Origin of the sequence: Actinoplanes sp. URMC 104 (assembly GCF_051386375.1) — a bacterium.
Classification (GTDB): Bacteria; Actinomycetota; Actinomycetes; order Mycobacteriales; family Micromonosporaceae; genus Actinoplanes.
In genome coordinates, this window is the sequence record NZ_JBPQTO010000002.1 from 1,328,971 (window position 1) to 1,341,708 (window position 12,738).

Below are 12,738 nucleotides of genomic sequence, written 5' to 3' on the forward strand. Positions count from 1 at the left end.
ATCGACGCCGCTCCAGCCGCGACTCGCTCCGCCGCTTACCGTCCCGGCCGCTGGCCGCGGCTGCCGGCACCCGCTCAGCCGCTGGCGGCTCCCGGCCAGCGGCTCCCGGCCAGCGGCTCCCGGCCGGCGGCTCCCGGCCGGCGGGCTCCCGGCCGGCGGGCTTGCGGCCGCCGCCCTGTCAGGCGGCGCCGAGGCGCTGGAGGATCAGCTCGCGCACGGTCTTGGCGTCGGCCTGGCCGCGCGTGGTCTTCATGACGGCGCCGACCAGGGCGCCCGCCGCGGCCACCTTGCCGTCGCGCACCTTGGCGGCGATGTCGGGGTTGGCGGCGATCGCCTCGTCGACGGCGGCGGTCAGCGCGCCCGTGTCGGAGACGACCTCGAGACCGCGCGCGGCCATGACGGCGGCCGGGTCGCCCTCGCCGGCCACGACGCCCTCGAGCACCTGACGGGCCAGCTTGTCGTTGATCTTGCCGTCGTCGACCAGCTTCTGCAGCTCGGCGACCTGCGCCGGGGTGGCGCCGACCGCGGCCAGGTCGACCCCGGTCTCGTTGGCGCGGCGGGCCAGCTCGCCCATCCACCACTTGCGCGCGCCCGCGGGCGACGCGCCGGCGGCGATGGTCTGCTCGATCAGCTCGACCGCGCCGGCGTTGGCCACCGACTCCATGTCGAGCTCGCTGATCCCCCACTCCTCGCGCAGCCGGGCCCGCTTGGCGCTCGGCTTCTCGGGCAGGGCGGCCTTGAGCTCGGCGACCCACGCCGGGTCGGGCGCGATCGGCACCAGGTCGGGCTCGGGGAAGTAGCGGTAGTCGGTCGCCGTCTCCTTGGACCGGCCGGGCCGCGTGTCGCCCGTGGTCTCCTGGAAGTGGCGCGTCTCCTGGAAGATACGGGTGCCCTCGTCGAGCAGGCCGGCCTGCCGGATGATCTCGGAGCGGACCGCGCGCTCGACCGAGCGCAGCGAGTTCACGTTCTTGGTCTCGGTGCGGGTGCCCCACTCCTCGCCGGGCTTGTTGAGCGAGGTGTTGACGTCGCAGCGCAGCGAGCCCTGCTCCATCCGGACGTCGGAGACGCCCAGCGAGCGGATGATGTCGCGCAGCTCGGCGACGTACGCCTTGGCGACCTCGGGAGCGAGCGCGCCGAGGCCGGGCACCGGCTTGGTGACGATCTCGACCAGCGGGATGCCGGCGCGGTTGTAGTCGACCAGCGACTCGGTGGCGCCGTGGATGCGCCCGGTGGCGCCGCCGACGTGCAGCGTCTTGCCGGTGTCCTCCTCGAGGTGCACCCGCTCGATGCCGATCCGGTAGGACGTGCCGTTGACGTCGACGTCGACGTAGCCGTCGGTGCACAGCGGCTCGTCGTACTGCGAGGTCTGGAAGTTCTTCGGCATGTCGGGGTAGAAGTAGTTCTTCCGCGCCATGCGGCACCACTCCGCGATGTCGCAGTTGAGCGCGAGGCCGATGCGGATGGTCGCCTCGATGCCGGCGCGGTTGGCCACCGGCAGCGCGCCCGGCAGGCCCAGGCAGACGGGACACACCTGCGTGTTCGGCTCGGCGCCGAACTCGGTGCGGCAGCCGCAGAACATCTTGGTGGCCGTGCCCAGCTCCACGTGGGTCTCGAGGCCGATGACCGGCTCGTAGCGAGACACGGCATCCTCGTATGCGGGCAGCGCGGTGGTGGTCATGCCTCTAGATTAGTGGGCCCCACCGACGGAATTTCGCTGACCCACAGCCGTGCCAGGGTTGTCCACAGGGCTCCCCCGGTCGACGAGCATTTCGGTACGGTCCCCGCCATGCACCGCGCACCCGCCGTCGTCGCTCTCACCGCGATCATCCTCGTCGCCGCGTGCGACGACGCTGCGCCCGCGTCGCCTCCGTCGCCCGCGTCCGCCGGGCCGTCCCCCACGGCCACCGTCGACTATGCGGCCTGGCAGACGGGCGCCTCCACACCGGTCGCCGACAGGCTCTATCCCCGGCACGGCAACCCGGCCCTCGACGTTCTGCACTACGACCTCCGGCTGAACTGGCAGGCGCAGCAGAAGATCCTGGAGGGCACGGCGACGCTGCGGATCCGCCCCACCACCGACGCCGGCCGGATCGACCTCGACTTCAAGCCGTACGCCCTGAGCAGGGTCACCCTCGACGGCCGGCCCGTCCCGGGCGCCCGCGTCGCCGGCGAGAAACTGATCGTCCCGGCCCCCGTGGCCAGGGATCGACCGGTCACGCTGGTGGTCGCCTATCGAGGGCGGCCGGCTACCACCCCGATGCCGTCGCACCGCAACGACGTCGAGCCGCTGGGCCTGACGATCACCGAGGAGGGCGGCCTGTGGACCATGCAGGAGCCGTACGGGGCCTACACGTGGTATCCGGCGAACGACCACCCGTCCGACAAGGCGCTGTACGACATCGCGGTGACCGTGCCGACCGGCTGGTCCGCGATCGCCGCCGGCACCCCCGCGGGGCAGACCGGCAGCACGTTCCGCTACCGCAGCACCGACCCGATGGCCAGCTATCTGCAGACGCTCGCCGTCGGCCGATACACCAAGCTCACCGCCCGGGGGCCGCGCGGCGTCCCGCTCACCTACTGGTATCGCCCCGGCGACGACAAGTTCGTGCCGTCGCTGCGGAAGTCGCCCGCGTTCCTGACCTTCCTCGAGAAACGCTTCGGGCCCTACCCGTTCCCCAGCGGCGGCGCCGTCATGGTCGACTCCGAGTCCGCCATGGAGACCCAGCAGATGGTCACGATGGGCGGCGCACGCCGGACCTTCGAGCGGCAGGGGTTCGAGGAGGACCTGCTGCACGAGTACGCGCACCACTGGTTCGGCGACTCGGTCACGCCCACGAGCTGGGACGACCTGTGGCTCAGTGAGGGCTGGGCGACGTACGCGCAGTTGCTCTACTCGCAGTCGGTGCTCGGGTTCGGCGACCGCGAGCTCGAGGACTACCTGCGCCGCTCCGACGCCGAGCTGCGTACGAGGCTGGGCCCGCCCGCGCGCCCCAAGGCCGCGAACTTCGCCGAGAGCAACGTCTACCTCTGCCCCGCGGCGATGCTCAAGGAGCTGCACGACGCGCTCGGCGACGCCGGATTCTTCGCGCTCGGCCGGGCCTGGGTGCAGACGCATCGGAACAGCCAGCAGACGCGGGCGTCGTTCACCGCGTTCGTGAACAAGCAGACGGGCCGCGACTTCACCGAGCTGATCGACAGCTGGCTCGACGCGGCCCGTACGCCTGCTTGACCTAGAGGGCCGGCGGCGTGAAGGTTCCGACCGCGGACTCGAGCGCCGCCGCCACCCGGTACATCCGGTCGTCGGCCATCGTGGGCGCCATCACCTGAAAGCCGACCGGCAGCCCCTCCGACAGCCCGCACGGCACCGAGATCGCCGGGCCGCCGTACAGGTTGGTCGGGATGGTGAACAGGTCGGCCAGATACATCTGGTACGGGTCGGAGGTGCGCGAGCCGAACGGGAACGCGACGAACGGCGTGGTCGGCGACACCAGCACGTCGACCCGCTCGAAGGCCGCCTCGAAGTCCCGCGTGATAAGCGTGCGGACCTTCTGCGCCTGGCCGTAATAGGCGTCGTAGTAGCCGCTGGACAGCGCGTACGTGCCCAGGATGATGCGCCGCTTGACCTCGGGGCCGAAGCCGGCCTCGCGGGTCAGCGACATGACCTCCTCGAGCGAGCGGCTGCCGTCGTCGCCGGTGCGCAGGCCGTAGCGCACGCCGTCGAAGCGCGCCAGGTTCGACGACGCCTCGCTGGGGGCGATCAGGTAGTAGGCCGGCAGCGCGTACTGGAAGTGGGGGCAGGAGACCTCGACGATCTCGGCGCCCAGCTTGACCAGCGCCTCGAGCGACTCGTGGAACGAGCTCAGCACGCCCGGCTCGGAGCCGTCGCCGGCGAACTCCTTGACGACGCCCAGCTTGACGCCGGTCAGGTCGCCGGTCGAGCCGAGGCGGGCGGCGCCGACCACGTCGGGCACGGGCCGGTCGATCGAGGTGGAGTCGCGCGGGTCGTGGCCGGCGATCACCGCGTGCAGCAGGGCCGCGTCCTCCACCGTGCGGGCGCAGGGGCCCGGGGTGTCGAGCGAGCTCGAGAACGCGATCAGGCCGTAGCGGGAGGTGCCGCCGTACGTCGGCTTGGCCCCGACCGTGCCGGTGACCGCGCCCGGCTGCCGGATCGAGCCGCCGGTGTCGGTGCCGATGGCGAGCGGAGCCTCGTACGCGGCCAGGGACGCGGCACTGCCACCGCCGGAGCCGCCCGGGATGCGCCCGAGGTCCCACGGGTTGTTCGTCGGGCCGTACGCCGAGTATTCGGTGGAGGAGCCCATCGCGAACTCGTCCATGTTGGTCTTGCCGAGCATCGGCATGCCGGCCGCCCGGAGCCGCTCGACGAGCGTCGCGTCGTACGGCGGCCGCCAGCCCTCAAGGATCTTGGAGGCGGCGGTCGTGGGCACGCCCTTGGTGGCGATCACGTCCTTGACCGCGATCGGCACGCCGGCCAGCGGACCGGTGATCTCGCCCCGGTCGACCCGCTCGGCGGCGGCGAGCGCGCCCTCGCGGTCGACGTGCAGGAACGCGTGCACCCGCTCGTCGACGGCGTCGATCCGGTCGAGGTGCGCGGTGGTGACCTCGACGGCCGAGGCCTGCTTGTCCGCGATCGCCTTGGCGAGCTGCGCCGCCGACATGGTGGTCAGGTCAGACACGGCGTCAGTCCTCCTCGTCCAGGATGCGCGGCACGCGGAACCGGCCCTCGAACGCGTCGGGGGCGCCCGAGAGCGCCTCGTCCTGCGTAAGGCTCGGCCGCGGCACGTCGTCGCGGTACACGTTGGTCAGCGGCACCGAGTGCGACGTCGGCGGGATGTCCTCGGCGGCCACCTCGCCGACCCGGGCCACGGACTGCAGGATCACGTCCAGCTGCCCCGCGAACCGGTCCAGTTCCTCCTCGGTCACGGCGAGCCGCGACAGGCGCGCGAGATGCGCGACCTCTTCGCGGGAGATGGCGGCCATCCTGCCCCCTGCTTTCGTCGAATGCGTCGCTGACCGGTGAAGTCTATTTCGCCCGCCGCCCCCGGCTGTCGCCGGGCTTGCTCAGAGTCCCCGGCCGGGCAGCGCCACCGAAGGCCGCAACGGCCGGTACCGGGCCAGCCAGCCCGCCAGTTCCTCCGCCGGCATCGGGCGGGCGTGGAACCAGCCCTGCGCCGCGTGACACCCCGCCTCGGCCAGCAGCCGCCACGTCCGTTCGTCCTCGACGCCCTCCGCCACGGCCCGCAGACCCAGCGCCTCCGCGAGGTCGATCACCGACCGGACGATCGCCGCGTCACCGCGATCCGAACCCATTCCCAGGACGAACGATCGGTCGATCTTCACCTCGGCCAGCGGCAGCCGTCGCAGGTGCTGCAGCGACGAGTAACCCGTGCCGAAGTCGTCGAGCGAGATCGCGATCCCCATCCGGTCGAGCCGGGTGATCGTGCTGAGCACCCGGTGCGGGTCCGCCATCAGCGCGCTCTCGGTGATCTCGAGCTGCAGCAGGTCGGCCGGCACGTCGTGCTGCCGCAGCAGGTCGCCCACCCGGTCGGCGATGTCCCCGGCGTGCAGGTCGCGCACGCTGACGTTCACCGCCGCCCGCAGCGGACGGCCCGCGTCACGCCACTCGGCGAGCTGCGCCACCACCTCATGCAGTACGCGCTCCGTGAGCAGCCGCATCACCGGCGTGGGCTCGGCGACCCGGATCAGCTCCTCGGGCCCGACCAGCCCGCGGTCGGGATGCCGCCACCGCAGCAGCGCCTCCACGCCCACCACCTCGCCGGTCGCGATGGCGATCTGCGGCTGGTAGAACAGCGTGATTCCGTCGTCGGGTGTGTCGCCGCGCAGCGCGTGCCGCAGGTCGGCGAGCAGCGACAGCCGCTCGGGCGCGTGGTGCGAGGCGTCGGGGCCGTAGACCGCCACCTGGTCGCCGCGCTGCTTGGCCTCGTACATCGCCGCCTCGGCCTCCCGCAGCAGCGTCGCGCCGTCGCCGCCCGGTTCCCGCTGCAGCGCGATGCCGATCGAGGCGGTGACGTCCACGGGCAGGCCGTCGAGTGTGAACGGCCGGTTGAGCGCCTCGGCCAGGTGGTCCGCGAGCCGCCGCGCCGCCGACGGCCCGTCGACCCGCGTGGCGAGCACCGCGAACTCGTCGCCGCCCAGCCGTACCACCAGATCGTGCGCGGGCACCACCTCGGACAGCCGGCGCGCCACCTCCACCAGCAGCCGGTCCCCCACGCCGTGGCCGAGGGCGTCGTTGACCGTACGGAACCGGTCGAGGTCGAGCAGCACCAGCGCCAGCCGCCGCCCGCGGGCCTGGGAGAGCACCGCCGCGTGCAGGGCACGCCGGTTCGGCAGCCCCGTCAGGGCGTCCACGCGGGCCGCGCGCTCGAACTCGCCGGACGAGCGCACCATCCGGTGCACGGCGTGCAGCGCCAGCAGCACCAGCGGCACGAACGCGAGCCCCACCTGAGCCGTCGCCAGCACGACCGGTCCGAGCAGCAGCAGCGCCGCCGTGGCGAGCAGCTCGACACCCAACCGCTGAAGCCTGCGCAACCTCTGGAGACGCTGCAGCCGGGGCCCCGGCCGGTCCGCCATCGACCGAGCCACGATCGCCGCGAGCCCGTAGCGCGCCACGATCCACGCCCCGGCGGCGGCCACCGTGAGCAGGGCGTCGCCCCAGTCCGGTCCCGGGCCGATCCGCAGCGACACCAGCTCGACCACCAGACCGGCCGCACCCAGCGCGGCCGCGTGCTGCACGGCCAGGTGCAGCGTGCGCCGGGCCGGGTGCCGCATCCGCACCCCCGCGACCGTGACCGCCACCAGCTGGACCGCCAGCGCCGGCAGATAGCCCCACGCCAGCACGATCGCGAACGTGAAGCAGATCGACGGCAGGATCACCGAGCTGGCCCGCCGGTTGGCCACCAGGTAGGGCCGCGCGTCCACCGCCACGGCGAGAACTGCCATCAGCCAGTACGCCCCCGGCAGCGCCCCGAACGCCGCCCGGTCCACCGCCCAGAGCAGCCCGTCCGCCGCCACCACCAGCACGCCCGTGAACACCAGCGCCCGCCGCCGCCGAACCCTCGCGGTCACGTCCTCCGGGTCACCGCCACGATCCCTCGCCGCGGCAGTGCGGGGGCGTGCGGCGTCCATGCGACCTCCACGAGAGCCTCGATCAACCGATCGTTCTCACGATAGATCCACATGGGCGATTAACCGCAAAACGGCATCCCTGTTATCAAATCGGCATGCATCACGAGGCGCGATATAAACCAGATTTACTCCCTCCGAGTGACCGCCGCGGCCTTGCACAACCACGCACCAAGCCACGCCTGCCGGAGCAGCGCTGCCGGGGCAAGCAGACGCCGAGCGCCGGCGCGAGCCGGAGCCGTGGTAGGGGCGGCAAGAGCCAGCGGCGCGAGCAGCGGGAAGCGAGAGCCAGCGAGGCGGGCAGCGGCCGACGGGAGCCAGCGCGGCGGGCGGCGAACGCCGACAAGCCCAAGCCCGTCGCAGCGAATGCCGACAAGCCTCAGTCCGTCGCCGGCAACCCTCACCTCGCCGCAGCGAATGTCGGCAAGCCCGAGATCGTCATCGGGAACTCCAGCGAGCCCCGACCCGCCGCCGCCAACACCGGCAAGCGCTAACCCGCCGCCGGGAACGCCAGCGAGCCCCAACGCGCCGCCGCCAACACCGGCAAGCGCTAACCCGGCGCCGCGAACGCCAGCGAGCCCAACCCGGCGCCGGGAACGCCAGCGAGCCCCAACCCGGCGCCGCGAACACCGGCAAGCGCAACCCGCCGTCGCGGGCGCCAAGGAGCCGCGCTGAGGCTACGGACGCGAGGGACCGCGCTGGCGTGGCACCGCTATGCGAGCCCTCCACGCGGCGCCGGCTTCGCTGCGGTCGGCTCGTTGCTCGGGTGGCGGAATCGAGGGCGCCGGCGAGCCGGGTGGGCGACTGTCATTCCGTTGCGTCGGAGCCGATCTCGGCCACCTCCCGGGCTGCGTCGGGGCCGTCGGCCAGGAGAACGGCGAAGCCGTCTTCGTCGAGGACCGGGACCTTCAGGGACAGCGCCTTGTCGTACTTGCTGCCGGGGTTGTCGCCGACCACTACGAAGGCTGTCTTCTTGGAGACCGAGCCGCTCACCTTGCCGCCGCGGGAGGTCACGGCCTCGGTCGCCTGGTCGCGGGAGTAGTTGGCCAGCGTGCCGGTGACGACCAGGGTCATGCCCTCGAGCGGGCGCGGGCCCTCGTCGACGCGTTCGTCGGCCATGCGGACGCCGGCCTCGCGCCACTTGCGGACGATGTCGCGATGCCAGTCGACCGCGAACCACTCCCGCAGGCTCTCGGCGATGGTGGGTCCGACGCCCTCCACAGTTGCCAACACGTCGGGCGCGGCCTTGGGCTTCTTCGCCTTGCCGTCCTCCGACCCGCCGGCGTCGGCCCCATCGGAGGCGGCGGAGTCGCCGTCGGAGGAAGCAGATCCGTCGGAAGGAGCGGAGGCGGCGAGCACGTTGGCGGCTGCGGAGGTCACGGCGTCGTCCAGGGCGGCGGCCTCGACGGCGGCGGCCTCCTCGGGGCTGCCGGGTGGGGCGGCGACGATGGCCTCGATGGCGTCGAGCGAGCCGAACTGGCGGGCCAGCGCCTGCGCGGCGGTGGGGCCGACGTGACGGATGGACAGGGCCACCAGCACGCGCCACAGGGGGCGGTCCTTGGCGCGGTCGAGGTTTTCCAGGAGCTTGACGGCGTTGGTGCCGAGGCTGCCGTCCTGGTTGACGAAGAACGGGGACTGGCGAAGCTGGTCCTCGGTCAGCGAGAACAGGTCGCCCTCGTCGCTGATCACGCCGGAGTCGAGCAGCGCCTGGGCGGCCTTGTAGCCCAGCACCTCGATGTCGAAAGCCCCGCGCCCGGCCAGGTGGAACACCCGCTCGCGCAGCTGCGCGGGGCAGGAGCGCGTGTTGGGGCAGCGGATGTCGATGTCGCTCTCTTTGGCCGGCGCCAGCTTGGTGCCGCAGGCGGGGCAGTGCGTCGGCATCACGAACTGGCGCGCGTCGTCGGGCCGCAGGTCGATTACCGGGCCGAGCACCTCGGGGATCACGTCGCCGGCCTTGCGCAGCACGATGGTGTCGCCGATCCACACGCCCTTGCGCTCGACCTCGCGCGCGTTGTGCAGCGTGGCCAGCGCGACCGTCGACCCGGCGACCTTGACCGGCTCGAGCACCGCGAACGGCGTGACACGGCCCGTGCGTCCCACGTTCACGTCGATGTCGAGGAGCTTGGTCGTGACCTCCTCGGGCGGGTATTTGAACGCGATCGCCCAGCGCGGCGCCCGCGAGGTCGAGCCCAGCCGGCCCTGGATGGCGACCGAGTCGACCTTGACGACCACGCCGTCGATCTCGTGCTCCACGTCGTGGCGGTGCTCGCCGTAGTAGGCGATGTAGTCGCGCACGCCGGCGATGTCCTCGACCAGCTTCCAGCGCTCGCTGGTGGGAAGCCCCCAAGCCTTCAGAGCCTCGTACGCGTGCGACTGTGACGTCGGCGTGAAACCGGCCCGCGCCCCGATGCCGTGCACGACCATGCGCAGCCCGCGCGAGGCGGTGATGCGCGGATCCTTCTGCCGCAGGCTGCCGGCCGCGGCGTTGCGCGGGTTGGCGAACGGCGACTTGCCCTGCTCGACGAGCGACGCGTTGAGGTCGGCGAACGCGGACACCGGGAAGTAGATCTCGCCACGCACCTCGAGCAGGTCGGGCGGGTTGTCGCCGGCGAGCCGCTCGGGGATCTCGCGGATCGTGCGCACGTTGGGGGTCACGTCCTCGCCCGTGCGCCCGTCGCCGCGGGTGGCGCCGCGCACGAGCCGGCCCTTCTCGTACGTCAGGTTGATCGCCAGGCCGTCGACCTTGAGCTCGCAGATGAACTCGACCGGCCCGCCCGCGTCGCGCAGCGTGCGCTCGACCCAGGCGCCCAGCTCGTCGTCGTCGAAGACGTTGTCGAGCGAGAGCATGCGCTCGGCGTGCTCGACCGGGGTGAACTGGGTGGAGAACGTGCCGCCCACATTCTGCGTCGGGGACTCGGGGGTGCGCAGCGCGGGGAACTCCGCCTCGAGCGCCTCGAGCTCGCGCAGCAGCTTGTCGAACTCGGCGTCGGAGATCGTCGGCGAGTCGAGCACGTAGTAGCGGTATTGGTGCCCACGCAGCTCGTCGCTCAGCTCGGCGTGCCGGGCGCTCGCCTCGGGCGTCGGGTCCTTGCCGGCGGCGGCCTCCTGCTCAGCGGTGGGCTGAGCGTCGACGATCTCGTCGGCTTGCTGGGACTCCGCCTTCTTGGACACCGGGACCTCCGTGTTCGAGAACTAGGAGGAACGGTAGTCGCCACCCCTGACATTTTCGGCCCGGCGCGGTGGGAAAGCGGGGACGGGCCAAAGGCGACGGGGGAAGAGACGGCGGGGCGGGAAAACGGTGGGGTGGGAAGGTGGTGCAGCCGAAGACGCCGGGGAGGCAGAGCCGCGCGGCAGATGACGGCACGGCCAGGAGACGGTACGGCGAGAGGCCGCGCGCCGGAGGGGCTCAGACCTCGGACAAGCGGCGAGCCGCCTCGCGGCAGGCCGTCAGCGCGGCACGTGCGTAGGCCGGCGAGGCGCCCGCCAGCCCGCACGCCGGGGTGATCACCACCTGCTGCGGCAAGCGGGCCGCCGGGAAGGCGAGCCGCTTCCACAGCGTCGACACCCGCTCGGCCACCCACTTGCCGTCGATGCCGCGCGCCGAAGGAGTGGCCGACGCACCGCCGGACGAGGCCGACGCACGACCGGAGGCCGACGCACGACCGGAAGAGGGAGAGGCCGGAAGAGCCGGCGACGTCGGCGCGGCGCCGGCGAACAGCCCGAGCCCCGCCTCGAGGGCCTCCCCCAGCGGGTCGAGATCCTTGAGCAGCGACAGGTCGAGCGCGACAGCGGCGGCCCGGGCGTCGCAGAAGACCTGCAGCGGCACCCCGGGAGCGCAGCAGTGTGCGATCACCGGCACGCCCACCGCCTCGACGACTGTGCGCAAGGCGGACGCCGCGTCGGGGCCGGGCACGGCGCGATAGGCGCCCAGCCCGCTCTCGGTCGGCACGTGCCCGGCCAGCACCGCGGGCAGCGACGGCTCGTCGAGCTGGAGCAGCACCTCGGCGCGCGGCAGCCGCTTGCGGACGTCGTCGACGTGGCGCCGCAGCCCCTCGGCCAGCGAAGCGGTCAGGTCGCGCACCGCGCCCTGGTCGCGCAGCATCCGTCCGCCGATCTGCCGGTCGATGCCGGCCGCCAGCGTCCACGGCCCGGCCGACTGCACCTTGAGCGGTCCCGCGTACGTCTCGCCCTGCTCGGTGAGCTGGTCGAGGTCGCGTTCGAGCAGGTCGGCCGTGCGCCGCATGTCCTTGCCGGGCCGCGGCGCCACCTGCCACCGGCCGGCGTAGAGCTGCACCGGCAGCTCCACCAGGAACCCCGCGCTGCGGCCGATGATGTCGGCGCCCGGACCGCGCGCGGGCAGCTCGGCCAGGTGCGGCAGGTCGGGCAGCTCGCCGAGGACGATCCGCTGCGCCTCGGCGATGTCGGTGCCGGGCAGCGACCCGATGCCGGTGGCCGAGCCGGGAGACCAGGGGAAGTCAGGCACGCGAGACCGCCAGGGGCGCCGCGGCGGTGATCGTCGCCGAGCCGAGCACGACGTCGCCCTCCGCCGAGCGCTGATAGGCCACGATCGCCTGCCCGGCCGCGACACCGCGGGCGGGCGCGTCGAGGCGGGCGGTCAGCGTGTCGCCCTCGACGGTCACCGTCGCGGGGTGGACCTCGCCGTGGGCGCGCAGCTGCACGTCGCACTGCACCGGGGTGGGGGCGCCGTGCCAGATCACCTTGGCCGCGCTGACGACGCCCACCTCGAGGTCCTCGCGCGGGCCGACGGTGACCGTGTTCGTCACGGGGGTGATCGACAGCACGTAGCGCGGGCGGCCGTCGGCGGCGGGCACCCGCAGGTCGAGGCCCTTGCGCTGGCCGATCGTGTAGCCGTACGCCCCGTTGTGGCTGCCGAGGCGCTCGCCGGTGCGCCCGTCGACGATGTCGCCCGGCGCGTCGCCGAGCCGCCGCTGCAGGAAGCCCTTGGTGTCGCCGTCCGCGATGAAGCAGATGTCGTGCGAGTCGGGCTTGTCGGCCACCGCGAGCCCGCGGGCCGCCGCCTCCTCGCGCACCTGCGCCTTGGTGGAGTCGCCGAGCGGGAAGACGGCGCGGTCGAGCTGGGCGCGGGTGAGCACGGCCAGCACGTACGACTGGTCCTTGCCCTCGTCGACGCTGCGGCGCAGCAGCCGGTCGGCGCCGAGCCGGGCGTGGTGGCCGGTGACGACGGCGTCGAAGCCCAGCGCGACGGCCCGGTCGAGCACCGCCTCGAACTTGATCTTCTCGTTGCAGCGCAGGCAGGGGTTGGGCGTGCGGCCGGCCGCGTACTCCGCGACGAAGTCGTCGACGACGTTCGCGTGGAACTGCTCGGCCATGTCCCACACGTAGAACGGGATGCCGATGACGTCGGCGGCGCGGCGGGCGTCGCGGGAGTCTTCCAGCGTGCAGCAGCCGCGGGCGCCGGTGCGGTAGGTCTGGGGGTTGCGCGCCAGCGCCAGGTGCACCCCGGTGACGTCGTGGCCGGCGTCGTGGGCACGCGCGGCGGCGACGGCGGAGTCGACCCCGCCCGACATGGCCGCTAGAACTCGCATGGGCACAAGC

7 protein-coding genes and 1 pseudogene are annotated in these 12,738 nt (G+C 73.0%); 1 reads left to right on the top strand and 7 read right to left on the bottom strand.

What is annotated here, in order from left to right; all coding sequences use genetic code 11:
* Positions 1–178 precede the first annotated feature (178 nt).
* Positions 179–1,678, bottom strand: coding sequence for an Asp-tRNA(Asn)/Glu-tRNA(Gln) amidotransferase subunit GatB (gene gatB, locus ACSNN8_RS07130; protein ID WP_436647734.1), 1,500 nt, complete (start codon positions 1,676–1,678; stop codon positions 179–181).
* Between the two features lie 108 nt (positions 1,679–1,786).
* Between gatB and ACSNN8_RS07135 the strand changes: the two genes are divergently transcribed.
* Positions 1,787–3,229, top strand: coding sequence for a M1 family metallopeptidase (locus ACSNN8_RS07135; protein WP_436647736.1), 1,443 nt, complete (start codon positions 1,787–1,789; stop codon positions 3,227–3,229).
* Position 3,230: 1 nt separating this feature from the next.
* Here ACSNN8_RS07135 and gatA read toward each other — a convergent pair whose 3' ends face one another.
* From gatA to mnmA, 6 genes and pseudogenes are all read right to left on the bottom strand, one after another.
* Positions 3,231–4,694 (bottom strand): Asp-tRNA(Asn)/Glu-tRNA(Gln) amidotransferase subunit GatA, encoded by a 1,464-nt coding sequence (gatA, locus tag ACSNN8_RS07140; RefSeq protein WP_436647737.1) that lies wholly within the window; start codon positions 4,692–4,694, stop codon positions 3,231–3,233.
* A 4-nt stretch (positions 4,695–4,698) separates the two neighbouring features.
* The gene (gatC, locus tag ACSNN8_RS07145; protein ID WP_436647738.1) at positions 4,699–4,998 is read right to left on the bottom strand and encodes an Asp-tRNA(Asn)/Glu-tRNA(Gln) amidotransferase subunit GatC; all 300 of its coding nucleotides are present in this window, start codon (positions 4,996–4,998) and stop codon (positions 4,699–4,701) included.
* 81 nt (positions 4,999–5,079) lie between these two features.
* Entirely contained in the window at positions 5,080–7,104 is a 2,025-nt protein-coding gene (locus ACSNN8_RS07150; RefSeq protein ID WP_436647739.1) for a putative bifunctional diguanylate cyclase/phosphodiesterase, read from the bottom strand.
* Positions 7,105–7,980: 876 nt separating this feature from the next.
* Positions 7,981–10,296: pseudogene (gene ligA / locus ACSNN8_RS07155) on the bottom strand (NAD-dependent DNA ligase LigA); the annotation flags it as partial.
* Between the two features lie 271 nt (positions 10,297–10,567).
* Positions 10,568–11,644 (bottom strand): methionine synthase, encoded by a 1,077-nt coding sequence (locus tag ACSNN8_RS07160; protein ID WP_436647740.1) that lies wholly within the window; start codon positions 11,642–11,644, stop codon positions 10,568–10,570.
* The gene (mnmA, locus tag ACSNN8_RS07165; protein ID WP_436647742.1) at positions 11,637–12,728 is read right to left on the bottom strand and encodes a tRNA 2-thiouridine(34) synthase MnmA; all 1,092 of its coding nucleotides are present in this window, start codon (positions 12,726–12,728) and stop codon (positions 11,637–11,639) included. The genes ACSNN8_RS07160 and mnmA overlap by 8 nt, the downstream gene beginning before the upstream one ends.
* Between the last annotated feature and the right edge of the window lie 10 nt (positions 12,729–12,738).